Raw genomic sequence first — 26,709 nt, 5'->3', positions numbered from 1 at the left:
ACTTGTAATTCTATTGGGCATTTCTGCAAATATTGGGCTGACGTCTTTCAAATGCCCCACCATCGCCAATACGTAAACCGTTATCTGTAAGCGTCTCAAAACTCTGCGTAAATAATTGAATGCAAATGAATGCAAATAAATTACTTGACGAAATTATTGAAGAAACAAACTCTCATATCGCAACTGTCGAAAAATTATTTTCTAAAACTGAATCTGAACTAAATTGGAAAGAAAATTCTGAATCTTGGAGTATTTTTGAATGTCTTGAACATTTAAATCTTTACGGAAATTTTTACTTACCCGAAATTGAAAAAACAATAAATAATTCAAAATTTGTTGCAGAAAATGAATTTAAAAGCGGAATTTTAGGAAATTATTTTGCAAAAAGTATGTTGCCGAAAGAGAAAATGAATAAGATGAAGACTGCAAATGACAAAAATCCTATTAACTCAACTTTGAATAAGGAAACGATTGAAACTTTTGTTTCTCAACAAACTAAATTTATTGAATTACTGAAAAAAGCGAAAAATGTAAATCTGACAAAGACAAAAACTAAAATATCAATCTCAAATTTAATTAAGTTAAGACTTGGTGATACTTTTAGATTCTTGAATAATCACACTTTCAGACATTTAAAACAAATTGAAAGAATCGAAAAACACGCCTACAGATAACAGGATATTGGCGAAATGCGGGGTGAAAGTCTTGGTTGTCCTACTCTACATTTTTAGTCGCCGCTATTTTTCAGTTCAACTTTTTTAACTAATTTAGTCTCACCGAAAAAATATCGGCTTTGTTTGGTCGAAATTGAACTTTTCAGTCCAATTTAGCCCGCACTTCAGCCAATACTTTTTCGTTAACCACAATGTTACTCAACATCGTGTATAGAAATAGCTAAACCTTTTGAGATTAAATCAAAAACATCAAAATGGTGTTTAAGTAAAACTTTTAAAGTTCCGTATGGTAATTGTTCAGCTTCTAATAATTGTATTTCCTCAATTTCAATATTATCGTGGCTTTCTAAAAAATCAGCATCAAAATAATCTGTAACGTCTTGATGCTCTAAACTTCCGTATAATCTTTCAAAATATTGCTCAACTTCCTGTATTGGTCTTAAAATTGGTTTAGCATATTTTAAGAAAAAATCAAAATTATCAGTAGTTAATAACTTATCTCTTAACTCATGTTTTGTTTCAGGAACTACATCGGATAGTAAATAATTTCCTTTTAAACCATAAGGCAAATAAGGTGCTAAAAACACTGTGGTTAACACAGGTTTTGTGCTATTGCTTGGCTCGGTGTTTTCTAAATGTTCAGTCATAATCTTTTATTTTTAGTGTTTAATTTAAAGTTTTAGTTTATTTTTACGCAACAGACACAAAGCCTGAGGACGTTATCTGTAACCGTATTTGACCATTTTTCCGCACAATTTGACGAACTGAAATTGAACATTTTTGAATCGTAAAAGAAACTGAATCCAAACCAAACAGCGTTGAAAACAAGGTTTGAATTCATTTTCTATCGGACTGAATAAAACTGAACGAATTTGACTTGAAAAACTGAATGAAAATCGCCAAACACGATTCCAAATAACGATATTTCCAGCTCCAATTCCAACGCTTTGATTTTCCAAAAAAATGTCAGAAAAAATCTGTTGTTTAACACAAAACTTTTCTGAAAATGAACGTTTTGAAAAATAGAAGCGGAGAAAATAACGAAACTGAAAAAAATTGAGTCGAAAAATTGGCGGAATAATTCGTCTCGAAAAAATTTTTGAATTTTAGCGATAAAAATGGTGCTTAACTGAAAAAACCACGAATTTGTTCTTGAAAATAAAGTGTTAAATAAAACAAACTTGAAAACTACGGCTACAGATAACATCGGTTTGGTGCAATGCGGGGTTGAAGTCTGTCTAGGAAAATTCAGTCTCGAAAATTCGCAAAAAAAACCATTTTTTTTGCGAAATTTTTGTAGTTTAGCTAAAAGAAAATGGTTTTTTGCTTTGTTCGGTTTTCCTTTGAAAATCTCGTCAAAGTTGCCCGCACAGCACCAAGCCGTTTCTCGTTAGCAGTAATTTTACCTATCTAGATGCAAAAGAAATTTATTTATTTAATAACATTTGTACTTTTTACATTATCTACTTATTCGCAAGAAATAAAAGCCGAATATAAAATGGTTGTTCGTGGATTATTGTATGAAAGCTTGATTTTATTTGATGATGGTACATACAAACTAATAAATGAGTATGATTTATATTTTGAAACATCTGGTAAATATGAAATAATTGATAATTATATTTTCTTAGCTGAAAAAGAATTATATGAAAATGCGATTAAGCTAAATCCTAAGTTAACACCTGGATCAATAGCTAATAATGTATTTAAAATTAGAAATGATGAAATTTTCATTATATAAGAACGGAAAAATAAAAAGAAGAATTTTCGATAAATCATTTAGAAAAGGATTGAGTAATATTTTTGGACACAAATACAGATATATAAAAACTACTGCTAACAGCGGTTTGGCGCAATAGCTTCTACTCTACTTCGGTTGAAAATCCGCTGGATTTTCAACTCGCAGTTTTCATAAGAACTTTTTTTGTAAATTAGCCGCTACTGCGCCAAGCCGCGGAACGATGTGGCGAAATCCGCTTACGCTCCTTTCGCCACATCGGGGCGGCGCCTACACCGCACGATGCGCTTGTCGCTTCGCGAACTTCGCACATCATGCGATTTTGCTAAATCCTTTCTCCGAGCTTGCTCGGAAAAAGAACTTCGCAAAGCCGCCGCCCCGTTAGCTGTCAGGCAAACAGACACCACCCAAATGACAAGTATGAGAAATATTTTAACACTTTTATTAATTTCTACACTTCTGACAAACTGCAATAATTCGCAGACAAAACCTGTTGATAAAAATGAAAGACTTGAACTTGTACCTGAACCCGACAAACACGAAAGATTATTAGGCGAAGCAATTCAAAAACTCAATAAAAATAATTGCGATTTTTCCGAGCCCGACACTTCACTAAACGGAATAACATTGAGAAATTCAAAAAGTGCTGACAATGTTATTGGGACAGACAACAAAATTGACGAAAAAGAACAATATCATTTTTATTCACTATTGGACTCAGAAACACTAACATTGACACAACATCCAGGTGACGGAAAAAATCAATTTTCGGTTTTTAGCGTTTCATATTCCGACAAAGCTGACCACGGTTACAAACAACTTAAGGTTGAGAATTTTCAAACTGAAAAAGGTATTAAACTTGGACTGACAAAGAAACAACTTGTTGAAAAACTTGGTAATTGCTATGCCGTAGTAGACAGCACCGAAAACTGTATTGAACTTTATTACAGATTTGAAAACCCCAAAGACACTAAAACTAAAATTTTAGAAAATAACAATATGCCTGTTTATTATGCGACATATACTTTCTGTAAAGACAAACTAATATATTATGAATTTGGATTTGAATACCCTTAATAAAAATGCCCGAACAGCTAACATCGGTTTGGCAATATGGCTGCTGAAGTGCTACTATGAAACACTTGTGCAAGGTTCAACAGCAGTAATTCTATTGAACGTTTGTGCTAAAAATCCGCCACATCGCCAAGCCGAAAACCGTTAGCGGCAAGGCAAAGACGACCCAATAGACAAACAAATGGCTGAAATTTTAGACAACATATTAAACGACTTTGGAATAACCTCTACATTTTCAAGACAATTATTTAAGGACAAAGCAAGTCTTAAAGAATATTCAAAATCCAAAGAGATTTTTGCAGAGGGAAAGAAAAACGAACTTGAATATTTATTAATTTCAGGCGTTTTACATAGATACAATATTTCTGACAAAGGCGAAATTGTAACAACAGGTTTTTATATGCCAAAATCAGTAATTACACCACACTTTGCGAGAACTAATAAAGGGAAAAATATTTTTAGCTTGCAAACTTTAACAGACACAGTAATTGTAGAAATTCCTGTAAATGAATAAGACAATTTAAGATACAACAACAAAGAATTTCACGAGTTTGGACAACAAATTTTAGAGAAAGAACTTGCACAAACTTATTTTAATGAAGTTGTTTTTCGTTCCTACAATGCAAAAGAACGACTACTTTCTTTAAGAAAACAATTTTCAAACCTTGAAAATTTAGTTCCGCATAATATTATTTCGTCTTATTTAGGGATTACCAATGTATCATTTAGTCGATTAAGAAATGAATTAAGTAAGAAATGAATGATTTTATCAAATGTTAACAGTTGCTCATTTTTTTAGTTTCAAATTTGCCTCATTAATAAACATAATCAGTTTAAAAAATGAAGCAATTATTTTTTCTGCTATTAGCATTCAGCAATTTGAATGTAATTGCACAAACAAACGAACTAAAAAAACAAGCAATGACAAATTTAATTGACAATAATGGTGGCAAACTTTACTCAACAATTTATCCAAATGCCAATAAGGAAACCATTATTTTACTTCACGGTGGACCCGGATTTCCAAGTGATTTAATGGAAGTATTAGAGATTTTGAAAGATAGTTTTCAAGTTATTACTTTTCACCAAAGAGGAACTAAAAAATCACCCTGTCCAAGCAATGATTATTCAATGAATGCTTATTTAAGTGATATAGATAGTGTAGCAAAGTTTTATGGAATTACAAAATTTCATTTATGGGGACATTCTTGGGGTGGTCTTTATGCACAAATTTATGCCAACAAACATTCAGAAAATTTATTGAGTTTGTTTTTATGTTGTCCAGGTTCAGGTACAAATATTGAGTGGAAACAAACAGAAAAAGAAGTAATGCAACTCAATAAATCTAAATGTACAACTTGGCAATGGTCAAAAATGGGAATGAACAATCTTTTAGGAATTTTAGGAAGGGATAATGCTTATAAAAAGACTTTGTAATAAATCGTTACCCAACAGCAAAGGTATGGACAATAAAAAACTGTGGACACATTCCTTGGTTACATAATCCGACAGAATATAAAACAATCTTGAAACAACATTACATATAAATGCCGGCTGCTAACAAGGGTTTTGCGTCAGGCGGGCTGAAGTGCAAAACTCAACGACAGTTTTTCAATTGAACTCTAGTAATAAAATTGGCTTTTTTGCTCCAAAACCCGTCCGAACTCAAAGCCGCCGACCCATTACCAGCCATTATAATAAACGACTCATACACAAAATATGCAGACAATTACAAAGAAACTTAGACTTATTTACTTGCCATTTTTAGTAATGACAATTTCATTTATTGTGCTTTACTCTTTTTTAAATTGGCTACTTTTCATTAAGACAAATACGTTTTCAATTAAAGAAGACATTGTGAATTTTTGGTTGCCATTTGGACTGCCTTGGATACCTGTCTTACTTTGGCTTAGACCAAGAATTAAACTATTAAAGTTAACAAGTGGTAATGGTAACTTGCCTTTTTTATATCAGTTCATTGCTGCATTGGCAATGGCTATTCCAACAATCGTTGCACAAGGATACATCGAAAAAGCATCAGGAACATTGACAAAGCTTGAAACAATAAACGAAATTGACAAAGGAGAACAGACTAAATACTACACGGTTAAAAGTTTCTACATCGACAAAACAAACATTGGTGTTCATTCATCTTTTGACGTCAGTGGAAAACATAATGAGAATTTCAACATGCACCTTTATGTCGTTTTGCCAATACTTGGAAGTGAAGCCGATACTACAAATTCAAACTGCTTAGCTTGGTTAGGTGTTGAATATTCCGAGCAAATTAGCAATAGACTTGAATACAAAGAAAAAGAAGAAAAATATCAAGCATTTGCAAACGAAAGTCAAAAGGACTTTGACAATAAAGATGTTAATAAGTTTGTCTATCTTGACAGAGTAGGAAACACAGGCGATGGTGATGGTTTTAAAGAAGCAGTTAAAAAAAGTCCAAAATACAATTCAAATAATACTTCTGTTTTCCTTGCAGTAAATGAACCATTTGAAAATAGGAATGGAAATACTTTTGCTTGGATATTTGGATCATTCGGAATTACAGGCGGCATTTGGTTAATAATGTTGCTTATTCCGAAACTTGATGAGAGTGAACTTAACCGATTTGAAAGTGGAAAACCTTCGAATGACAACGAAGTAAAGGAATTTATAGACTTCTTAAAACCAAATGAAGGATATTTTATAACACCAATCATAATTTATCTAAACATTCTAATTTTTATGATTATGGTGTTTACAGGTCTTGGTTTTTTTTCATTCAAGGGACAAGACTTACTTGCTTGGGGTGCTAACTTTAGACCTTCAACAACAAATGGAGAATGGTGGCGACTATTAACAAGCACATTTCTACATGGTGGACTAATACACCTCATAGCAAATATGTATGGACTTTTATTTGTTGGTATTTTCCTTGAGCCTTTGCTTGGCAGAACAAAATATTTGACAGTCTATTTGTTGATGGGAATATTAGCAAGTTGTGCAAGTTTATGGTGGTATGATGCAACAGTAAGCGTTGGTGCATCAGGAGCTATTTTTGGCCTTTATGGATTATTCCTTGCGTTACTCTTGACAAAAATTTTCCCTCCAGATTTCGGCAAAGCATTCTTTACAAGCACTCTGATTTTTATTGGCTACAATTTACTCATGGGTTTAAATGGTGGCATTGACAACGCAGCACATATCGGTGGACTTTTAAGTGGTTTTGTAGTTGGACTAATTCTTTATCCAACGCTTAAAAAACAAGTAGAAAATGAACCAACAGAATAGAATAACGGCTGGTAATAACTAAGCTTTAACTTCGCTCTGTTTGGGGCAGAGCCCTGGGGTAGTTTTGCCCGGAGGGCACGAGATGAATTGAAAATCACTTAACGCCAAAACAAATAATAAACAAGTGAAGTAAAGCCCGTTGACCCCTTCTATAAACTCAGGGCAGGCACACCGGAGTAGCTTTATGTAGTATGGAGTTTTCGAAGTGTAGCTTTAAAATATACCAGCAGTAATTTTACAATTATTGCTTTTTTTATGGGTAGAATCCCACTAACAGTGTAAGTTGAAAAGTTATTTCCGAAAAAATTAACTTAATCGAAATAGATAACGAAAATATTTATTTTATTCAAAAATGTAAAATTTGGGTTGGAGAAAAATAAAAAACGAACGCACAACACTGTAAATAATTAATTGCTAGTTCAAATCTATTTACAAAAAACACTCTGTTTGTCTATTCGTTTTTTATTTGCTAAATTACGTACTTAAACCACGCAACTAATCTTATACAATCACGTGGTGAGCAAGATGAAGAAACGACCTGCAAAAAAATAACAGAATAAAATATGCAAACAATACTCGGAGCAAACGGACAAATTGCTGAAGAACTAGCCAAAGAATTGTATCAAAAATATACAAAAGATATTCGATTGGTAAGTAGAAATCCGAAAAAAATACATGAAACCGATCAACTCTTTCCCTCAAACTTAATGGACGCAAAAGCCACAGAGAAAGCAGTTGAAGGAAGTGAAATTGCGTATTTAACGGTCGGATTACCTATGAACTCGCAAATGTGGGAAGACCAATTCCTAACAATGATGAAAAATGCCATTAATGCTTGTAAAAAACACCAAACTAAATTGGTGTTCTTTGACAACACCTATATGTATGCCAAAACAAGTGAACCGCAAACAGAAGAAAGTCCATTTAAACCAACTGGGAGAAAATCAACAGTTAGAGCAAAAATGGCGGAAATGTTACTAAACGAAATATACAACAAAACCATTGTAGCCGTTATTTGTAGAGCCCCCGAATTTTACGGACCGAATAAAACACAAAGCATAACTAACACGCTAATATTTGATAATATTCAGCTAAATAAGAAAATCAAAGTGCCAATAAAAGCCAATACTAAACGGACTTTAATTTGGACACCTGATGCAAGTCGGGCAATGGCTTTAATCGGAAATACTCCAAACGCATACAATCAAACTTGGCATTTACCCTGTGATGACAACCGACCTACATATAAGGAATTGATTGACTTAACTTCCAATATTTACGGGCAAAAATTTGAATATTCAATCGTAAAAATGTGGCAATTTAAATTTGGTAGATTTTTCAATAAAAAACTTAGAGAACTTTTAGAACTTTTGCCTCGTTACAATCAGGACAACATTTTTATATCTGACAAATTCAAAAAGAGTTTTCCCGATTTTAAAGTAACTACCTTTGATAACGGAATTACCCAAATTAAAAAAGAACAAAATTTATGATGAAAATACTAATTATCGTAACAAGCATAGCTACTTATGAAAGTGGTTTAGAGACAGGACTTTGGTTGAGCGAACTCACTCATATTTACGATAAAGCAAAAGAACAGGGATATGAAATAATGATTGCAAGCCCAAAAGGTGGAGCAATACCAATTGACCCCGAAAGTTTAAAACCAATGGTTTTGGATAAAGTAACAAAAGCGTATTATAAAGATTCTACTTTTATGGAAGTATTAAATCACAGTAAAACGCTTAAAGAAGTTGAGAATGAAACTTTTGACTTGGTTTATCTTGCAGGTGGACACGGTACAATGTACGACTTTCCGGAGGATACAACAATACAAAAAATTGTTCGCGAACATTTTGAAAACGAAAAAAAAGTAGCTGCAATTTGTCATGGAGTTGGGGGGCTTTTAAACGTAAAATTGTCCAATGGTGAATACTTAATCAAAGACAAAAAAATCACAGGATTTAACTGGTTTGAGGAAAGTATTGCAGGAAGAAAAAAAGAAGTGCCATTCAATCTTGAAAAAGGGTTGAAAGAAAGAGAATCTGTCTATTCAAAAGCATTTATCCCTATGACTTCAAAAGTTGTTGTAGACGGAAATTTAATAACAGGACAAAACCCTTTCAGTTCCAAAGAAATGGCGAAAGTTGTAATGGAAGAAATGAAAAAATAAAAGTTCCACACAATCTAGTAAACAGCTCCGCCCCTAATGCGTGTGCGATTAAATGTATAGCTGTGATTTGAGTCAACTCTTAAACGAATTAGTGCTAGCTCCACAAAAAAAGTACAGTTTAAAACTATTTAATCAATACTTTTTAGTGAACATTTAGTTATAAAAAATATGTCTATAATTTATTCAATCCAATAAATGTTTTCTTTATGTAAACCATAAATCATACTATTTTTATGTTCAAACAAATCAAGAATAGAAATAAATGTTTGATATTTGGTATTATTTGAAAACTTAATTTCTAAATTAACTTTACGTTGCAAATCATGTAAACGTATAGAATCAATTGTTTTATCAACTTTTTTTAATAAATCTTGTAGCGACAATTCATTAGCTTTTAAGACAACTTGATCTCTCCATCCGCCACAACCAGTTGTATCATCATTTAAAGAAACATACATTGGCTCTGGCCCTGGTAATGGCGTAATTTTATCAATTTCTTTTAAAAATATAGGTTCTAAACTTAGGTTTGAATTGGTATCAATCACTGTAAAGTTAATACCGTAATTATTAGGTATAACGTACAACCGATATACACAAAAAATTAGCAGTAAAACACTTAAAGTTAAAAACGAATATTTATAAATGAATGAGTTTACTTTCATTGAAGTTAATATTTACCAATAAAACTACATAATTTATTCTAATAAAAAAGCATCCTTTTTACGGGATGCTTAGATTTTTATTTTACTTTTTATTTGTTTTTTGTTGTTGTTGCGCTTGTTCCATCATCTCTTCCATTTTTCGTTGGAATTTAGATTTTGGTTTCTCTTTGGTTTTGTTCGTTTCGATAATTGCTTTTACTTTATCTTCAGTAACAATTTTGTTTTTAATTACATACATAATTCCAATAGTAATTAAATTCGAAATAAAGTAATACAACGATAAACCTGAAGCGTAATTGTTAAAGAAGAACAACATCATGATTGGTGAAATATAAATCATAATTTTCATGATTTTACTCATATCAGGCATGCCTTCTTGTTGTGGTGCCATAGCTGCCTGATCACCAGTTGTCATTTTCATATAAACAAAAGTAGCTAAAGCGGCTAAAATCGGGAACAAACTTACGTGGTTTCCGTAAAATGGAATTGTAAATGGTAAGGTAAACACACTATCGTACGATGATAAATCGTCGGCCCAAAGGAATGCTTTTTGTCTTAAATCAAATGCCGATGGGAAAAAACTAAACAATGCATAGAACACAGGAAGCTGTATAAACATAGGTATACAACCTGCCATTGGGTTTACCCCTGCTTTGTTGTAAAGCTTCATTGTTTCTTGTTGCTTTTTCATTGGATCTTTTGCATACTTTTCGTTTAATTCGGTAACTTCTGGTCGAATTAATTTCATTTTAGCCTGAGATACATATGATTTGTATTGAACTGGCGACATTATTAAACGAATTACTACAGTAAACAATACAATTGCAATACCATGCGGAATTAAGTTTGTTAACAAAGTAAACAAAGGAATAATGATTAATTTGTTTAACCAACCAAATATACCCCAACCTAATGGTACAATTTCATCTAAATTTTTATCAAAGTCGTTTAAAATATTGTAATCGGTTGGTCCCATATACAAATTCATGTTATAGGTAAGCTCTCCCCCTTTATATTCTAATGGCATTACTGCAGAAAAATCTTTTAAATAAGCTGCATTTGCATATTCATCTTTAACCAAATTTTCTTGACTTAATTTAGCCGATTTAATTGGAGTTTCGGTTAATAAAACAGACGTAAACAAGTGTTGTTTAAATGCAACATAGGTTAAATCTTTAGCATCTTCTGTAGTAGTTTTTGCAGGATTTAAATAGTCGTCTTTACCTTCTTCATATTCGTACACAATTTCTGCATAACGATTTTCATAAGTAATTGATCTTTCGTTACGAGTTGCTTTTAGCTGCCAAGTTAATTCTGCAGGATTTGCAGCATTTAACACATTACTTAAACCTACCGATTTTATGCTTAAATCTAACATATATTTGTTAGGTTTTAACACATAACGATATTCTAAATAAGCCGTTTCAGAAGTTTTTAACTTCATAGAAACTACAGAATTTTCACCTTCTTTAGATAAAGTAGGTTCAAACAACAAATCTTTCGTATTTAAAACTCGATTGTCTTTTGTGTTGAATTTTAAATTTAGTTTTGAATTATTATCAGCAATAATTTTTACTAAATCGGTGTTTTTGCTTGAAATTCTTTTTTGATCATTAACAACAGCCTCTTTAATATAACCACCTTTTCCAGAAAAAACAACTGTTAAAACACCATTGTTAACAGTGATGTCTTTAGCACCAACTACAGTTGGTAAAGCAGCGCCATATGCAAACGACCCTAATTCGCTTTTTAATTGTGCATTAGCCAAGGTATCATTAACAGCGTTTGCAGCTAATTGATTAACGGGCGTTTTTGTAGCAACTTCATTTTTAGCTGTTTCTTTTGTTTTTTCTTCTTTTTTATCTGAAAACATACTTCCAGACATCATCCAAAATAACAAAACGGTAATTATAGCCATACCAATAAGGCTACTTTTGTCTAATTTTTTTTCTTCCATTTTTTTGAAAAATTTATTACATCTTCAGTAATGCAAGAAGCATTACGAATTAAGTTTTTTGTTAACAGCTGCTTTTACAAAAGCTGAAAACATTGGGTGTGGGTTTGCCACAGTACTTTTATATTCGGGGTGGTATTGCGCAGCAACAAAAAACGGATGGTTTGGCAATTCAATAATTTCAACCAATTTAGTTTCTGGATTTACGCCCGAGAATACCATACCTGCATTTTCAAATGCTTCGGTGTAATAATTATTAAATTCATAACGGTGGCGGTGACGCTCGTTAATTAATTCGTTTTGGTAAATATCAAAAGCTTTTGTTCCTTGTTTAATTTCGCAATCCCAACCACCTAAACGCATGGTTCCGCCTTTTTCGGTAATTGTTTTTTGTTCTTCCATAAACGTAATTACCGGATAAGGTGTATTATCGTTCATTTCAGTTGAATTTGCGTTTTCAAAACCTAAAACGTTTCTAGCAAATTCTATAACAGCCATTTGCATACCCAAACATATACCCATAAATGGAATGTTGTTTTCGCGTGCAAAACGTACAGTTTCTATTTTACCTTCAATACCACGAGATCCAAAACCTGGAGCAACTAAAATACCGTCTAAATTTTTCATTTTATCGGCAACATTTTTAGTTGTTAAATATTCAGAATGAATACTCACTACGTTTACCTTAGCAAAATTAGCAGCACCTGCATGTACAAAAGCTTCTAAGATTGATTTATATGAATCTTGTAATTCTACATATTTACCTACTAACCCAATATTAACGGTATGTTTTGGGTTTTTTAAACGATGTAAAAAATCGTTCCATTTGGTTAAATCTGGTAATCCTTTTTCAGGTAGATCTAATTTTTTAAGTGCAACGGTATCTAAACCTTCTTCTAACATATTATTAGGCACTTCGTAAATGGTTGAAGCATCAATAGATTGAATAACCGATTCTTGAGAAACATTACAAAAAGCAGCTAATTTGCGTTTAATGTCAAATGATAATTCATGTTCAGTTCTACAAACTAAAATATCGGCTTTAATACCACTCTCCATTAATGTTTTAACCGAATGCTGTGTTGGCTTTGTTTTTAATTCACCCGCAGCTGCAAGGTAAGGCACTAAAGTTAAATGAACTACAATTGCATTTTTATCACCTAAATCCCACAATAACTGTCGAACCGATTCTATGTAAGGTAACGATTCAATATCGCCAACTGTACCACCTATTTCGGTAATAACAATATCGTAATCGCCAGATTTACCAAGCAATTGCATACGTTCTTTAATTTCATTGGTAATATGTGGTACTACTTGTACGGTTTTACCTAAAAATTCGCCACGGCGTTCTTTTTCAATAACCGAAAGATAAACGCGACCAGTTGTAACGTTATTTGCTTGAGAAGTAGGAACATTTAAAAAACGTTCGTAGTGACCTAAATCTAAATCGGTTTCGGCACCATCGTTCGTTACAAAACATTCACCATGTTCATAAGGGTTTAATGTTCCTGGATCCACATTAATATAAGGATCGAACTTTTGAATAGTTGTACGGTAACCGCGTGCCTGTAATAATTTTGCTAGGGATGCTGCAATAATTCCTTTTCCAAGTGATGATGTTACACCACCTGTTACGAAAATATATTTACATTGTTTCATTTGTAAAATATGTTGTGTTGTGTTGTGCTGTTCTAAACCTGGCAAAATTACAATTATAATTTGAGTTTTAAAAGTAGAATAAGTACAATTGTATTAATTATGGTTTTGGATATTTGTTTTTTATGTTTCTTATTAAACTTTCTAAACCATTAAGTTTAACTTCGTACATAGTTGCCAGTTGTTTACCTAATTTACCCGGCGGAAACCCTTTGTTTTTATACCAAACATAATAAGGTTCTGGTATATCTACCAAAAAATACCCTTTGTATTTACCAAAGGGCATTTTTGCATATGCAAGTTCTATTAACTCTTTATTGTTATCCATTTAATTATAACCAATTAAAATGAACAGTTTTTGTAATATCTGGATGCAAGCTTAAGAAAACGGGGCAAGTCATTGCTGCACGTTCTAAAATAATTTTCGATTTTTCATCGGCTACACCTTTCATATCTAAATTTACAATTATTTCGCTTATTTTTCTAGGTTCAGCCTGCATTATTTTGGTAACATTTGCAGATGATCCTTCAATATTCAAATTCATTGCATTGGCTTTAATGCCCATTATACTAAACATGCAAGTTGCTAACGAATTTGCTACCATATCGGTTGGAGAAAAGGCTTCGCCTTTGCCGTGGTTATCAATGGGAGCATCGGTTATAATTACACTACCCGACAATAAGTGCGTTGATTCTGTTCTTAAATCGCCTTTATAAACAACTTTACTGGTACTCATTAGTTAGCTTCTTTAATTGTTAAATCTTTATCAATATATAAAATATAAACTGCGTTGTTATAAACCCCACCATTTTCTTTAACATATGTAAATTTATTTTCGATTTGTTGTGAACCGTAATCAAAAATGTTTGATTCTTCACCTGCTTCAAACATACGTGAAATTACATCGAGTGTAACATCGTATCCTCGAACCGCAAATCTACTTGGGTTTTTACTGTAAACGGCTCTGTATTTAGTAGCAAATGCTTGTTTTTTATCGTTATCGGCATCATTTGTAACAGATGGAAACATATATTTTAAAGCTACTAAATCTGAAATATTAATATCTGATGAATCTAGAACATCTGTTTTTTCCAACGTAACTAACTGAATATCAAAATTATTTTGCAACGTTTTTAAAGTATTTATTAATTCAACAGTAGTTGTTAACGACGATGCATCGTACACAATATAATTTGTTACGTTAGGCATTAATAAAGTGCGTAGAAAGGTACCATTTACTTTTTCATCAACCAAAACACCAAAACTTGTTACAGAAGGATAATTTGATTTAAAATAGTCAATTGAAGTCTTTTTCCCATCGGTAATGGCTATAATTTTTCCATCTTTAGACAATAAATATTCTAGCATTTCCTTTTTCACTGTTTCATTTGTAGGCATTGTATGCACTTGGTTTGTATACGGCTTGCCTTTGTCGGTTGAAAGTGGTGATACAACTACTGTTTGTTGGTTTTTAAATGCTTCGGAAACGGCATCAACGTTACGTTGAAAAAATGGACCAATAATTACATCGGTTGATGTAAAATCGAATTCATTTTTTAAAGTAGCAACATCTAACGTTTTATTAGTTTCTTTAGAATCGACAAATTTGATGTTTACATTGTAATTTTTATCTTTTAAATGATCGATTGCTAATTTTGCTCCTGAATAAAAATCAAGTGTCATGTTTAAAAAAACATCTTCTTTAATATTTTGATTAATCGCAGGATTATTAAAATTATTTTTAGATAAATTAAAAGGTAAAAGTATAACCAAATCTTTAGTAGACTGATTTTTAACAATATTTAAATCAACTTTATTGTTTAATAAATTTTCTATTTTTTTTTCTTGTAAAGGTGTAAATTCAGATAATTTTCCATTTGAATCGTTATCATATCCTACAATTATAGTTGCGCCTTCTTTTAAACCATTTACCAAATCAGGATTCCACTGAAACAATTGTTGTTGTGTAATTTGGTGTGTTTTGCAAATACTATAAATAGTTGCATGTGCAGGAACAACAATAGTTATAGGGTGTTTATTTACTGTATTGATATTTTGAGAAACTGGTACATTTAAAGCTTGTCCTACTTTTAAGCCGTTTTCTAACAAGCCTGGATTTAATTCATTTAAAACCGAAACTGATGTATTACTTTTTACTGCAATTCCGTAAATGGTTTCACCACTTTCAACAATAACTGTGGTTGTGTTTGTAGGCTTTGTAACTGAGTTACTATTTACGTTAGGTGTTTTTTGCGCTAAAGTATTGGTTAAATTTAAAACTTGTCCTATTTTTAAACCATTTTCCTTTAAACCTGGATTTAAATTATACAACTTATCAATAGCAATATGGTATTGCTTAGAAATGCCGTAAATAGTTTCCTTAGGTAGAACGGTGTGTTGTAATTGCGATACTGCAGGAATTTTTAAAATTTGATTTTCATTAATTCCGTTTACAGCTTCTGGATTCAGCATAAACAATACGTTATTAGTTGTATTGTATTTTTTTGCAATTTGTGTAACTGTTTCGCCCTTTAAAACTACGTGAGTACTTGTTGGTGATTGTGCTTTTGCAATTGTAGCACAAAACAAAACCGATAGTGTTAATAATACTTTTTTCATAATAACAAATATAAAAACAAATCAATTGTTTTAAACAATAATTTGTAGGTAAATTAAAAATGTAAAAAAATAAATTATTAGTGTCGTTACCTTATTGAAAACGCCAAGCTAAAATTCTACTTTTTTTATTACCTTGACTCATTTCCATGATTTTTAAATACTTAACTTTATTTTGCAACATATTTTGTAGGGGTTTTAAATTATTTTCGTTTGAAATTAATACCGTAAAACAACCTACATTTTTGGTAAATAGTAAACTTTCATTTATAAGCTTTTTAACAAAAACTAATTCACCACCTTCACACCACAATTCATTATTTTTACCCGAAAAATTATGAGCTAATTTTACATTTCTTGTATTATTTAAGCCTTTTAATTTGCGTAATGTTTGTGTATCTGCTTCTTTTTTAGACTTAAAAAAAGGTGGATTACATATTACTGCATCAAAAAAATCAGTGTCGTTTATAATTCCTTTTAAAATTTGATTTTGTTTTGATTGTTCACGCAAAAAAATATTTAAACTTAAATGCTTGTTATTATTTATAATTTGTTGGGCATTTTGTATTGATTTTGAATCGATATCAGTCGCAACAAAATTCCAATTAAATAACGCATGACCAATTAAAGGGTAAATTAAACTTGCACCTGTTCCAATATCTAAAATTGTAGTTTTAGATGTATTTGGGATTATTTCAGATAAATAATGCAAATAATCAGCTCTTCCGGGTACTGGTGGTACTAAATTTTCTTTTGGAATATCCCAATAATCTAAACCATAAAAACACAGCAATAAAGCTTTGTTTAAATAATAAACCGCTTGTTGGTTTGCAAACAAAACCGTATCAATACCCATTTTATTTTTAACTATAAAAGGCGATAATTCGGGTACTTTTATTATTAATTCTTTAAAATTATAAGGCTTATTGTGTAAATTATTACTGTGCATAACTAAATTTTTGTATTATTTAAGTAAAAACAAAACAGCCTTAAAGTTTAGTTTAAGGCTGTTTTAATTTAATTATTCCCACTCTATTGTTGCAGGTGGTTTTGAACTTATATCGTAAGCAACACGGTTAATACCTTTAACTTCGTTAATAATTCGGTTTGAAACCAATTCTAAAAACTCATAAGGTAATTTACTCCAAGTTGCAGTCATAAAATCAATAGTATTTGCAGAACGTACAACAGCAGTGTATTCATAAGTACGTTCATCGCCCATTACTCCAACCGATTTAACAGGAAGTAACACTACAAACGCTTGCGAAACCTCGTCGTATAAATTATGGTTGTAAAGCTCATCAATAAAAATTTGGTCGGCTTCTTGTAAAATACGTACTTTTTCAGCATCAACTTCACCAATCACACGAATACCTAAACCTGGTCCTGGGAATGGGTGGCGGTACACTAATTCACGAGGTATGCCTAATTCTACTCCAACTTTACGAACTTCATCTTTAAATAACTCTCTTAATGGTTCTAACAATTGCAGTTTCATATGTTCTGGTAAACCACCAACATTATGATGCGATTTTATTGTAGCAGAAGGCCCTTTTACAGATTGCGATTCAATAACATCGGGATAAATAGTACCTTGAGCTAAAAATGAAGCATCGTCAAATTTTTGTGATTCTTCATCAAAAACAGCCACAAAATCACGACCAATAGATTTGCGTTTTGCCTCTGGTTCATCAATTCCTTTTAAATTTGTAAGGAATCGTTCAGATGCATCCACCATTTTTATGTTCATATGGAAATGCTTTCCATAGTTTTCCATTACTTTTTTACCCTCGTCTTTACGCAACAAACCAGTATCAACAAAAATACAGGTTAATTGATCGCCAATTGCACGGTGAATTAATACAGCTGCAACCGATGAATCTACACCACCAGATAAACCTAAAATTACTTTTTTATCGCCAACTACTTCCTTAATACGTTTAATTTCTGTTTCGATAAAATCTTTAAGTACCCAATTTTTTTCGGCTTTACAAATTTCAAAAACAAAGTTTTCTAACATTTTAGAACCAAATTCAGAATGTGTAACTTCTGGGTGAAATTGAACGGCGTAAATATTTTTAGTTTCGTTTGCTAAAGCTGCAATATCAATGTTTGATTTACCTGTAACCACAAAACCTTCTGGAGCTTTTTCAACCTCGTCAAAATGGCTCATCCAAACTGTAGATTTTTCAGGAACACCATTAAATAAAAGATTTTTTGCTAGAACAGTAAGTTCCGATTTTCCGTATTCGCCTTTTATGCCTTTTTTAACTTCGCCACCTAACATGTGTGAAATTAACTGCATACCGTAACAAATACCTAAAATAGGCACACCAATTTCAAAAAGTTCTTTTTCAACTAAAGCAGCTTCACTTCCAAAAACAGAAGATGGTCCGCCAGAAAGTATAATTCCTTTTGGATTGTGCTTTTTAATTTCGCTAATTGGTGAATTGTAGGGAATAATTTCGGTGTAAACTCCAAACTCTCGAATTCGGCGGGCAATTAATTGGTTGTATTGCGAACCAAAATCTAAAATAATAATACCTTGTGTCATTGTGCTGTTTGTCTTTGTGCAAAAGTAATGTAAATCTTGCATTTATAAAATATATAATACCTTTTATCAATTATTTTTTTGATTTGATAAATAATGGAATTATTTTTGTTAGTGATACAAAAGTTAAAAAATTGTTTTTCTTATGATTTCTTTTAAAAATTTTATTCTTCTGGCAGTATTTTTACCTGTAATTGCATCGTGCGATAAAAAAGAAGAAAAAAAAGTTTTTATTCAACCCGGTTTGTTAGATACTATTTTTAGCAATACGTTTGAAGGCATAATACCTTGCCCCGATTGCCCTGGTATTGAATCGTCTATTAGAATTTATAGCGATAGTACCATTTCGCGCACAGTTTTTTATCAAGATAGAAACGAATTACCCATTACAAAAGTGGGAACTTGGAAATTAAAAGACAGTGTGTTTACTGCTATTTTTGATCGTGAAAAACTTTTTTACCGAATAAAAAATTACAATCAGTTATTACGTGTGGGCAGCGATTTAAAAGAAGTTCAAGGTGAATTTGCCAATGATTATATTTTACATAAGCGCAACCCTTTTAAAGCTGAAAATATTGAAGGAATCTATTTACGTGGCGATACTTTAAACACTCATTTTAAACTTCGAATAACCAATGTAAAAAAAGATAGTTATAATTTAAAAATAGCATATTATAATAATGTAGATTCATTAAATAATTGTAGCAAACAACTTAAAGCTATTTTAGATAAAAATAATCAATTACAAGCTAAATTAAACGATGATAAAAGTTATTTACGCGTAATTTTTACTCAAAAAGAAGCGCATATTGTAATTGAAAATGTTACAAAAGATTCAATGAACAATTTTTGCAAAAGTATTCCAAACGATATTTTTTATGGCGCATATAAAAAAAGAAGCACTAAATAGTGCTTCTTTTTGTTTAGTTAAATCTATAACCTATACTAATATCGCCTTTAAAAACTCCTGAGGCATTTGTATTTTGTTGAATTAAGTTTTTACCATAGCCTGCTTTTAATTCAAAAACAAAACCAATGGTATTTACTTTTTTCCAACCAATTGCAAGTCCTAGTGCCAAATCGGTGAAATTTTCTTTATTTTGATCGTAATAATAATACCCGTAAGGATCTACTGCATAACTATTGCCATAAACATATTCGGTACCTGAATACAAATCGGCAAAACCTTCAACAAACATACCTTTTGCACCGTATTCTTGACTTTGATTAAAGTAAAAACGGTAATAAGGCGCAATTGAAATATTTTGATTTAAAACATCTTCACCGCTTTGAAATCCTACTAAAAAGTTTACACCATAACCTTGGTTTCTGTCTTTAACACGTTCATAAGACAATTCTAAACTATGACCCGAAAGTAACTTTACAGCTCCTAAACGAATTTCATGTTTTTTCTCGTATGCTGAATTCATTGACTCAGGAAAATTTGTTTGAGCCAATGCCGAAACAGAAACAAGTGTAACTAATGTTAATACAATTTTTTTCATACAGATATTTATTTTGTGAAACTACTTATTAAGCTTCCATATCAACTGTTGTTTCAGCAGCTATTTTTTTATAAGTTCCATCAATTAACTTACTACGTATTGCTTCAAAAGCAGCCAATGTTTGGTCAATATCTTCATACGTATGCGAAGCTGTAGGAATCACGCGTAATAAAATAATACCTTTAGGAATTACTGGGTATACAACAATTGATAAAAAGATACCGTAGTTTTCGCGTAAATCGTTAACCATTATCATTGCTTCTGGTATAGAACCTTCTAAATAAACAGGTGTAACACAAGTATTGGTATCGCCAATATTAAAACCACGCTCTTTTAAACCATTTTGTAAACGGTTTACATTTTCCCATAATTTATCTTTTAAACTAGGGTTTTCGCGTAATAATTGTAAACGTTTTAAAGCACCTTTTACTAAAATCATTGGTAATGCTTTAGCAAACATTTGCGAACGTAAATTATATTTTAAATAATCTATAATATCCTGATCGGCAGCGATAAATGCACCAATTGAAGCCATTGACTTAGCAAAAGTTGAAAAGTAAACATCAATACCATCTTGACATTCTTGTTCTTCACCTGCACCTGCACCCGTTTTACCTAATGTACCAAACCCGTGTGCGTCATCAACTAACAAACGGAAATTATATTTTTCTTTTAAAGCTACAATTTCTTTTAATTTACCTTGTTGCCCACGCATTCCAAAAACACCTTCAGTAATAACTAAAATACCACCGTTTTGCTCATCGGCCATTTTAGTAGCTCGCTGTAAGTTTTTTTCTAACGATTCAACATCGTTGTGTTTGTATGTAAAACGTTTCCCCATGTGCAAGCGAACGCCATCAATAATACATGCATGCGAATCAACATCGTAAACAATAACATCGTTTTTAGTAACTAACGCATCAATGGTAGAAACCATACCTTGGTAACCAAAATTTAATAAATAAGCAGCTTCTTTGTTTACGAAAGCAGCTAATTCATTTTGTAATTTTTCGTGCCAATCTGTATGCCCAGACATCATTCGTGCACCCATTGGGTAAGCTGCACCAAATTCAGCTGCTGCATCGGCATCTGCTTTTAATACTTCAGGATGCGTTGCAAGTCCCAAATAATCGTTAATTGACCAGTTTAAAACTTCTTTTCCTTGAAATTGCATTCTTGGCCCTAATTTTCCTTCTAATTTAGGAAACACAAAGTAACCTTCTGCTTGTGAAGCCCATTTTCCTAATGGACCTTTATTATCATGAATTCTTTCAAATAAATCTTTAACCATTTTGTTTATTTTTTAAACCGTGCAAATTTAGTGATTTTTTATGTAATATATTTATTTTATGCTATTTAAATACAATCTTATTAAAATTACTTAAATTTTAGGTAATGTATTACTATAAAGGTAATTACCAAGTAACTATAAATTAATAAAAATAGTATTATAAGTGCTGTTTTTTGTTCATTTTTTTGTTTTGATTTTAACCAAAACTTTACTTTTTTTAAGTTAAAAACACAGTATAAAGTTAAAATAAATGCCAACAAATAGGTAACAAAAAGTGCTATTTGAAAACCAATTGCATGCCTTAAAGCAAAAGCATCGTTGCCTTTAAACATTTTTAACTTGTCTTTTGTTGGGTTTTGGTAAATATTTATTGCTTTATTGGTAATAAACTTATTTAAACTGCGGTTGTGTATATATTCAAGTTCTTTTTGAATGGTTTCTTTTGCAAAAAAAGGTTCAAAACCCAAAAGTGCATAATGTTTAATTTCGTATTTTTTTGTAAGGATATATCCGTCTTTATCTTTGTGTTTAATAGTAACAGGAGTATAAATTTTTTCGAGAAAATTTAAAGGGGTTGCTACCATTTTTGATGGATCTTTTTCAATAGAAAGCACTTCTAATTTTGACCATTTTGGGTGTGATATATTAAACTCAAACGATCTAAAAAAAGGAGAAAACGAATAACAAAATGCACCAATTAAAGTAAAAGTGCAAAATAAATTTAAAAATTGTTTATCGGATCTTTTTCTAGTACCAAAAAAAGCGCGGTCAATAATTACAATAATAAAGCTTATTACAAAACCGTAAATAAACAATCGGGCACTGTTTAATAATACAAAAATTAAGAACAGTAACCAAAGAATAACTTTAAACGGATTAAGCTTCATTTTAAAATATATAATTTATCAAATATAAAAAAAACCAAATATACAATGTAAAAAAAGCCCTCAAAAAGTTATTTTTTTTGAGGGCTAAAATAATTGCTCTTAATTATTATATACTTTTAAAGCTTCTTTTATAATTTCGGCCGATTTTATTAAATCTTCTTTGTTTAAAACATACGCCAAACGCACTTCGTTTAAACCTACATTTTTACTTGAATAAAAACCAGCTGCTGGTGCAACCATAACGGTTTCACCATTTAATTGATACGATTCTAACAACCATTTTGCAAAATCTTCGGCATTTGTAACAGGTAATTTTGCAATGCAATAAAAGGCTCCTTTAGGCATTGATACTTGCACGCCATCAATTGCATTTAAAGCATTAACTAAAGTATCTCTACGGTCTTTATATTCTGTAATTACATCGTCAAAATATGATTGTGGTGTATCTAAAGCAGCTTCAGATGCAATTTGTGCATACGTAGGGGGCGATAATCTTGCTTGTGCAAATTTCATTGCAGTAGCCATTAAATCTTTATTCTTAGATACAATACAACCAATACGCGCACCACACATGCTGAATCTTTTTGAAACCGAATCAATCATAATTGCATTTTGTGCAATACTATCTTCATTCATTACAGAAAAATGCTTCATTCCATCGTAAGTAAATTCGCGATACACTTCGTCGGCAATTAAAAACAAATCGTGTTTTTTTACCAATGCAGCTAATTGCTGAATTTCTTCTTTACTATATAAATATCCAGTTGGATTACCCGGATTACAAATTAAAATAGCTTTTGTTTTAGGGGTAATTAATTTTTCAAAATCTGAAATGGGTGGCAATGCAAAACCGTTTTCGATACCCGACATTACCGGTACAACTTTCACTCCGTTTTGAGTAGAAAAACCATTGTAATTTGCATAAAATGGTTCAGGTATAATAATTTCATCACCTTCATCCATAGTAGATCCCATTGCAAAAATTAAAGCTTCAGAACCACCCGTTGTAATAATAATATCTTCTTTATTAATAGGTAAACCTTGGATTTGGTAATACGCTGCTAATTTTTCTCGGTACGAATCAAAACCTGCAGAATGACTATATTCTAAAACGCTAATATCGGCATTTTTCACAGCATTTAAAGCTACATCAGGCGTTTTAATATCGGGTTGACCAATGTTTAAATGATATACTTTATTTCCATTTTTCTTTGCTGTTTCAGCAAAAGGCACCAATTTACGTATTGGCGATTCGGGCATTTGCAAACCTTTATTAGAAATCTTAGGCATGATAATTTGTTTATTTAATTGTGCAAATTTAGTTTTTTATTCTAAAAAAACACATCCTTTTTTAATTTGTTTAAATTACGTTAAAATACGTTACAACCTATATAATTTAAGTATTTTTGTGAAATTTCAAAGCACACAACAATTTACCATGAGTAAAATTATTTCTTTTTTATCATCAACACGATTAATGGCGGTGTTATTCCTTGTTTTTGCAGCCGTAATGGGTATTGCTACTTTTATAGAAAACGAATACAATACCGATACTGCCCGAATTTTAGTTTATAATACCAAATGGTTTGAAGCCATTATGCTAATTTTTGTGTTTAACTTTATTGGTAATATTAACCGTTACAAACTTTTTAGTAAAGCCAAATTAGATACTTTAATATTACACTTAGCTTTTATTTTAATTTTAATTGGTGCTTTTGTTACAAGATATATAAGTTTTGAAGGTATGATGCCCATAAAAGAGGGAGAAACTGTAAATCAATTTTACTCTGATAAAACTTTTTTAACGGTTTGGGTTGATGGCGATTTAAATGGCGAACCTAAACGTAAAACCATTGAAAAACAACGTTATTTCTCTTCTGCTTTAGATAAAGATAATTTGGTTAGCGCTTTTGCATCGAATCATTTTTTAATAAACGACGATTTTAACAAAACGCCTTTTGAAATTGAATTTAAAGATTTTATTATGGGCGCTAAAGAAACCGTTGTTGCCGATAAAAACGGAAAAAGCTTTTTAAAATTAGTAGAATCTAGTCATGGTGAACGTCATGAACATTTTATTGAAGAAGGTACACAACAAGAAATTCATGGTATGGCTTATACCTATAATAAACATGTTGAAGGTGCTGTAAATTTTTTCACCAACGAAAAAGGCGAAATGCAAATAAATTCACCTTTTGGTGGTGATTTCCGTATAATGGCTACACAAGCTACTGGTGAAGTTAAAGCAAATACCCCTGCCCTACTTAATTATAGATCGCTTTACAGTTTAGGCGGCGTTGTACAATTTGTAATGGACAGACCAATAATTGGTAAAAAAACCTTACAAGAAACCCCCGATTTTAAAGCAAAAGGTACAACCGATGCTTTAATTTTAAATGTTCGTTCACAAGGCAAAACGCACGAAGTGGTATTAATGGGATCTAAAGGACAAATGGGAATACCACAATCATTTAAATTAGGAAATTTAGAATTTACTATGTTTTATGGTTCTAAGGTGTACACCACTCCATTTCAAATAAAATTAAACGACTTTATTGCTCAAAAATACCCTGGAACCGAAAAAAGTTATTCTTCCTTTGAAAGTAAAGTTACTATTGTAGATCCAGAAAAAACATTTGATTACCACATTTACATGAACCATGTTTTAGATCATAAAGGATATCGTTTTTTTCAAGCATCATTTGATCCCGATGAAAAAGGAACCATTTTATCTGTAAACCATGATTTTTGGGGTACTTGGATTACATACATTGGTTACACCCTACTTTATATTGCTATGCTTTGCATTTTATTTACTAAAAATACCCGTTTTAATGATTTAAGACGAAAACTTAAAAACGTACGTGCTAAAAAAGCTGCTTTAACTGCATTTATGCTATTTTTAGGTTTATTTACTTCACAAGCACAACACGCGCACAACAAACCTACTGCGCAGCAAATAGATTCGTTGCTTGTTAAAACAACTGTTTCACAAGAACACGCCGATTTGTTTGGAACTATTGTTATACAAGATGCCGACGGACGTATGAAGCCTATTAATACGTTTTCATCTGAATTGTTACGAAAAGTAAGTAAAAATGATCATTTTCAAGGAATGGATTCTGATCAAGTAATGCTTTCTATCACACAATTTCCACAGTTGTGGTATCACGTGCCTATCATTAATCTTAAAAAAGGAAACGATAGCATTCGTTCAATAATTGGTATTCCTGCCGATGCTAAATTTGCATCGTTAGCCGATTTCTTTAACGAAAAAGGCGGTTATAAATTAGATAAATATCTAGATAAAGCCTATCAAGCATCGGTTAAAGATCAATTTCAAAAAGATTTTATTGCAGCCGATGAAAAAGTTAACTTATTATACGCTGCAATTAGTGGACAAATTTTAAAAATTTTCCCAATTCCTGGACACGAAAACAACAAATGGGTTTCGTATTTAGAATTAAATGAAGCTGGTTTAAAAGGCATGGATTCTGTTTACACCAAAAACATTTTACCAATGTACACCACTTCGTTACTAAAATCAATAGAAACCAAAGATTTTAAGGCATCGGGTGAATTATTAACTTCAATAATAAACTTTCAAAAAAAATACGGCAGTAAAGTAATGCCAACTGAACAAAAAATTAAAACCGAAGTTTTATATAATAAGTACGATGTATTTAAAAAACTGTTTTCGTACTATATGTATGTTTCTGTAATTTTATTTATCATTGTAATTATTCGCATTTTTAAAGAAAATAAAATACTACGCACTTTAACAAAAATAGGTAATGTGCTGGTAATTATTTTATTTATTATGCATACGCTAGGTTTAATAGCACGTTGGTATGTATCAGGACATGCACCTTGGTCTGATGCTTATGAATCGATGATTTTTGTTGGTTGGGCTACTGTTTTATTTGGATTGATTTTTGGACGAAATTCGGCTTTAACTATTGCATCAACAGCCTTTGTAGCAAGTATGATTTTAATGATAGCACATTGGAACTGGATGGATCCTTCCATAGGAAATCTTCAGCCTGTATTAAATTCATATTGGCTTATGATACACGTTGCTATTATTGTAGGTAGTTACGGACCATTTACTTTAGGAATGATTTTAGGCATTGTTGCATTACTTTTAATGTTGTTTACTACTAAAAACAATAAACAAAAAATGGAGCTTAACCTTAAAGAAATTACGTATATAAATGAAATGGCGTTAACGGTAGGTTTGGTTATGTTAACAATTGGTAACTTTTTAGGTGGCCAATGGGCAAATGAAAGCTGGGGACGTTATTGGGGTTGGGATCCTAAAGAAACTTGGGCGTTAATTTCAATTATGGTATATGCCTTTGTAATTCACATGCGATTTGTACCTGCTTTACGCGGATTATGGATTTACAATTTAATGTCGGCTTTAGCTTTTTATAGTATTTTAATGACCTATTTTGGGGTAAACTTTTACCTTTCGGGCTTACATTCCTATGCAAAAGGCGACCAAGTGGTAACACCAACTTTCATTTGGGTATCGGTAGCATCGGTAGCCGTTTTAGCAACTATCACCTATTTTAAATATAGGAAACATTATAAAAAATAAATCTTAAAAGCTTTCTGTACAGAAAGCTTTTTTTGTAAT

23 protein-coding genes are annotated in these 26,709 nt (G+C 31.6%); 10 read left to right on the top strand and 13 right to left on the bottom strand.

Translation table 11 applies throughout. The features are described from left to right. Positions 1-125 precede the first annotated feature (125 nt). The gene (locus P3875_RS06645) at positions 126-674 is read left to right on the top strand and encodes a DinB family protein (protein WP_317622823.1); all 549 of its coding nucleotides are present in this window, start codon (positions 126-128) and stop codon (positions 672-674) included. A gap of 194 nt (positions 675-868) precedes the next feature. Here the strand turns inward: P3875_RS06645 and P3875_RS06640 are convergent, their stop codons facing one another. Next, positions 869-1,321, bottom strand: coding sequence for a hypothetical protein (locus P3875_RS06640; protein ID WP_303443174.1), 453 nt, complete (start codon positions 1,319-1,321; stop codon positions 869-871). 767 nt (positions 1,322-2,088) lie between these two features. Here P3875_RS06640 and P3875_RS06635 point away from each other — a divergent pair. The 7 genes from P3875_RS06635 to P3875_RS06605 all read left to right on the top strand — a co-directional run bounded on the left by P3875_RS06635 (position 2,089) and on the right by P3875_RS06605 (position 8,941). After that, complete coding sequence (locus P3875_RS06635; RefSeq protein WP_303443173.1) at positions 2,089-2,415, top strand: hypothetical protein; 327 nt, start codon at positions 2,089-2,091, stop codon at positions 2,413-2,415. Between the two features lie 417 nt (positions 2,416-2,832). Continuing rightward, positions 2,833-3,489, top strand: a complete 657-nt coding sequence (locus P3875_RS06630; RefSeq protein ID WP_303443172.1) for a hypothetical protein — start codon at positions 2,833-2,835, stop codon at positions 3,487-3,489. A gap of 178 nt (positions 3,490-3,667) precedes the next feature. Then, complete coding sequence (locus P3875_RS06625; RefSeq protein ID WP_303443171.1) at positions 3,668-4,000, top strand: hypothetical protein; 333 nt, start codon at positions 3,668-3,670, stop codon at positions 3,998-4,000. A 326-nt stretch (positions 4,001-4,326) separates the two neighbouring features. Next, positions 4,327-4,923 (top strand): alpha/beta fold hydrolase, encoded by a 597-nt coding sequence (locus P3875_RS06620; RefSeq protein WP_303443170.1) that lies wholly within the window; start codon positions 4,327-4,329, stop codon positions 4,921-4,923. Positions 4,924-5,205: 282 nt separating this feature from the next. Next, a complete protein-coding gene (locus P3875_RS06615) occupies positions 5,206-6,768 on the top strand; it encodes a rhomboid family intramembrane serine protease (RefSeq protein ID WP_303443169.1) in 1,563 nt (520 codons plus the stop codon). Positions 6,769-7,331: 563 nt separating this feature from the next. Then, positions 7,332-8,261, top strand: a complete 930-nt coding sequence (locus P3875_RS06610) for an NAD-dependent epimerase/dehydratase family protein (protein ID WP_303443168.1) — start codon at positions 7,332-7,334, stop codon at positions 8,259-8,261. Next, complete coding sequence (locus P3875_RS06605) at positions 8,258-8,941, top strand: type 1 glutamine amidotransferase domain-containing protein (RefSeq protein ID WP_303443167.1); 684 nt, start codon at positions 8,258-8,260, stop codon at positions 8,939-8,941. The genes P3875_RS06610 and P3875_RS06605 overlap by 4 nt, the downstream gene beginning before the upstream one ends. A 179-nt stretch (positions 8,942-9,120) precedes the next feature. Here P3875_RS06605 and P3875_RS06600 read toward each other — a convergent pair whose 3' ends face one another. The 8 genes from P3875_RS06600 to guaA form a co-directional block, all read right to left on the bottom strand. Further along, positions 9,121-9,603, bottom strand: a complete 483-nt coding sequence (locus P3875_RS06600; RefSeq protein WP_303443166.1) for a hypothetical protein — start codon at positions 9,601-9,603, stop codon at positions 9,121-9,123. 82 nt (positions 9,604-9,685) lie between these two features. Next, positions 9,686-11,560: a membrane protein insertase YidC gene (gene yidC / locus P3875_RS06595; protein ID WP_303443165.1), complete on the bottom strand. Its 1,875-nt coding sequence runs from the start codon at positions 11,558-11,560 to the stop codon at positions 9,686-9,688. A 42-nt stretch (positions 11,561-11,602) separates the two neighbouring features. Beyond that, a complete protein-coding gene (locus tag P3875_RS06590) occupies positions 11,603-13,219 on the bottom strand; it encodes a CTP synthase (protein ID WP_303443164.1) in 1,617 nt (538 codons plus the stop codon). 97 nt (positions 13,220-13,316) lie between these two features. Continuing rightward, positions 13,317-13,544, bottom strand: coding sequence for a DUF3820 family protein (locus P3875_RS06585; RefSeq protein ID WP_303443163.1), 228 nt, complete (start codon positions 13,542-13,544; stop codon positions 13,317-13,319). Positions 13,545-13,548: 4 nt separating this feature from the next. Further along, entirely contained in the window at positions 13,549-13,953 is a 405-nt protein-coding gene (locus tag P3875_RS06580; protein WP_303443162.1) for an OsmC family protein, read from the bottom strand. Further along, positions 13,953-15,836, bottom strand: a complete 1,884-nt coding sequence (locus P3875_RS06575) for a LysM peptidoglycan-binding domain-containing protein (RefSeq protein ID WP_303443161.1) — start codon at positions 15,834-15,836, stop codon at positions 13,953-13,955. Before P3875_RS06575 ends, P3875_RS06580 begins: the two co-directional genes overlap by 1 nt. A gap of 91 nt (positions 15,837-15,927) precedes the next feature. Next, positions 15,928-16,782 carry a 23S rRNA (adenine(1618)-N(6))-methyltransferase RlmF gene (rlmF, locus tag P3875_RS06570; protein WP_303443160.1) on the bottom strand — a complete coding sequence of 285 codons (855 nt, stop codon included), beginning with the start codon at positions 16,780-16,782 and terminating at the stop codon, positions 15,928-15,930. 72 nt (positions 16,783-16,854) lie between these two features. Further along, positions 16,855-18,387, bottom strand: a complete 1,533-nt coding sequence (guaA, locus tag P3875_RS06565) for a glutamine-hydrolyzing GMP synthase (RefSeq protein ID WP_303443159.1) — start codon at positions 18,385-18,387, stop codon at positions 16,855-16,857. 142 nt (positions 18,388-18,529) lie between these two features. Between guaA and P3875_RS06560 the strand changes: the two genes are divergently transcribed. Continuing rightward, positions 18,530-19,294, top strand: coding sequence for a copper resistance protein NlpE N-terminal domain-containing protein (locus P3875_RS06560; RefSeq protein WP_303443158.1), 765 nt, complete (start codon positions 18,530-18,532; stop codon positions 19,292-19,294). Positions 19,295-19,307: 13 nt separating this feature from the next. Here the strand turns inward: P3875_RS06560 and P3875_RS06555 are convergent, their stop codons facing one another. From P3875_RS06555 to P3875_RS06540, 4 genes are all read right to left on the bottom strand, one after another. After that, complete coding sequence (locus P3875_RS06555) at positions 19,308-19,889, bottom strand: DUF3575 domain-containing protein (protein WP_303443157.1); 582 nt, start codon at positions 19,887-19,889, stop codon at positions 19,308-19,310. Between the two features lie 28 nt (positions 19,890-19,917). Continuing rightward, positions 19,918-21,180 (bottom strand): aminotransferase class I/II-fold pyridoxal phosphate-dependent enzyme, encoded by a 1,263-nt coding sequence (locus P3875_RS06550; RefSeq protein WP_303443156.1) that lies wholly within the window; start codon positions 21,178-21,180, stop codon positions 19,918-19,920. Between the two features lie 86 nt (positions 21,181-21,266). Continuing rightward, positions 21,267-22,067 carry a hypothetical protein gene (locus tag P3875_RS06545; RefSeq protein WP_303443155.1) on the bottom strand — a complete coding sequence of 267 codons (801 nt, stop codon included), beginning with the start codon at positions 22,065-22,067 and terminating at the stop codon, positions 21,267-21,269. A gap of 99 nt (positions 22,068-22,166) precedes the next feature. Beyond that, positions 22,167-23,357 carry a pyridoxal phosphate-dependent aminotransferase gene (locus P3875_RS06540; protein WP_303443154.1) on the bottom strand — a complete coding sequence of 397 codons (1,191 nt, stop codon included), beginning with the start codon at positions 23,355-23,357 and terminating at the stop codon, positions 22,167-22,169. 148 nt (positions 23,358-23,505) lie between these two features. On the opposite strand from P3875_RS06540, the gene ccsA reads away from it, so the two are divergent. After that, the gene (gene ccsA / locus P3875_RS06535; RefSeq protein ID WP_303443153.1) at positions 23,506-26,670 is read left to right on the top strand and encodes a cytochrome c biogenesis protein CcsA; all 3,165 of its coding nucleotides are present in this window, start codon (positions 23,506-23,508) and stop codon (positions 26,668-26,670) included. Positions 26,671-26,709 lie beyond the last annotated feature (39 nt).

Origin of the sequence: Myroides sp. JBRI-B21084, from assembly GCF_030545015.1 — a bacterium.
In the GTDB taxonomy this organism is placed as follows: domain Bacteria; phylum Bacteroidota; class Bacteroidia; order Flavobacteriales; family Flavobacteriaceae; genus Flavobacterium.
Note: the sequence above shows the minus strand (reverse complement) of the source record. Positions and strands in the feature narration are given on the sequence as shown.

Bases quoted from the DNA above. Each gene is read 5' to 3' on its own strand.
- P3875_RS06645 (WP_317622823.1), top strand. From the start codon at position 126: ATGAATGCAAATAAATTACTTGACGAAATTATTGAAGAAACAAACTCT.
- P3875_RS06640 (WP_303443174.1), bottom strand. From the start codon at position 1,321: ATGACTGAACATTTAGAAAACACCGAGCCAAGCAATAGCACAAAACCT.
- P3875_RS06635 (WP_303443173.1), top strand. From the start codon at position 2,089: ATGCAAAAGAAATTTATTTATTTAATAACATTTGTACTTTTTACATTA.
- P3875_RS06630 (WP_303443172.1), top strand. From the start codon at position 2,833: ATGAGAAATATTTTAACACTTTTATTAATTTCTACACTTCTGACAAAC.
- P3875_RS06625 (WP_303443171.1), top strand. From the start codon at position 3,668: ATGGCTGAAATTTTAGACAACATATTAAACGACTTTGGAATAACCTCT.
- P3875_RS06620 (WP_303443170.1), top strand. From the start codon at position 4,327: ATGAAGCAATTATTTTTTCTGCTATTAGCATTCAGCAATTTGAATGTA.
- P3875_RS06615 (WP_303443169.1), top strand. From the start codon at position 5,206: ATGCAGACAATTACAAAGAAACTTAGACTTATTTACTTGCCATTTTTA.
- P3875_RS06610 (WP_303443168.1), top strand. From the start codon at position 7,332: ATGCAAACAATACTCGGAGCAAACGGACAAATTGCTGAAGAACTAGCC.
- P3875_RS06605 (WP_303443167.1), top strand. From the start codon at position 8,258: ATGATGAAAATACTAATTATCGTAACAAGCATAGCTACTTATGAAAGT.
- P3875_RS06600 (WP_303443166.1), bottom strand. From the start codon at position 9,603: ATGAAAGTAAACTCATTCATTTATAAATATTCGTTTTTAACTTTAAGT.
- yidC (WP_303443165.1), bottom strand. From the start codon at position 11,560: ATGGAAGAAAAAAAATTAGACAAAAGTAGCCTTATTGGTATGGCTATA.
- P3875_RS06590 (WP_303443164.1), bottom strand. From the start codon at position 13,219: ATGAAACAATGTAAATATATTTTCGTAACAGGTGGTGTAACATCATCA.
- P3875_RS06585 (WP_303443163.1), bottom strand. From the start codon at position 13,544: ATGGATAACAATAAAGAGTTAATAGAACTTGCATATGCAAAAATGCCC.
- P3875_RS06580 (WP_303443162.1), bottom strand. From the start codon at position 13,953: ATGAGTACCAGTAAAGTTGTTTATAAAGGCGATTTAAGAACAGAATCA.
- P3875_RS06575 (WP_303443161.1), bottom strand. From the start codon at position 15,836: ATGAAAAAAGTATTATTAACACTATCGGTTTTGTTTTGTGCTACAATT.
- rlmF (WP_303443160.1), bottom strand. From the start codon at position 16,782: ATGCACAGTAATAATTTACACAATAAGCCTTATAATTTTAAAGAATTA.
- guaA (WP_303443159.1), bottom strand. From the start codon at position 18,387: ATGACACAAGGTATTATTATTTTAGATTTTGGTTCGCAATACAACCAA.
- P3875_RS06560 (WP_303443158.1), top strand. From the start codon at position 18,530: ATGATTTCTTTTAAAAATTTTATTCTTCTGGCAGTATTTTTACCTGTA.
- P3875_RS06555 (WP_303443157.1), bottom strand. From the start codon at position 19,889: ATGAAAAAAATTGTATTAACATTAGTTACACTTGTTTCTGTTTCGGCA.
- P3875_RS06550 (WP_303443156.1), bottom strand. From the start codon at position 21,180: ATGGTTAAAGATTTATTTGAAAGAATTCATGATAATAAAGGTCCATTA.
- P3875_RS06545 (WP_303443155.1), bottom strand. From the start codon at position 22,067: ATGAAGCTTAATCCGTTTAAAGTTATTCTTTGGTTACTGTTCTTAATT.
- P3875_RS06540 (WP_303443154.1), bottom strand. From the start codon at position 23,357: ATGCCTAAGATTTCTAATAAAGGTTTGCAAATGCCCGAATCGCCAATA.
- ccsA (WP_303443153.1), top strand. From the start codon at position 23,506: ATGAGTAAAATTATTTCTTTTTTATCATCAACACGATTAATGGCGGTG.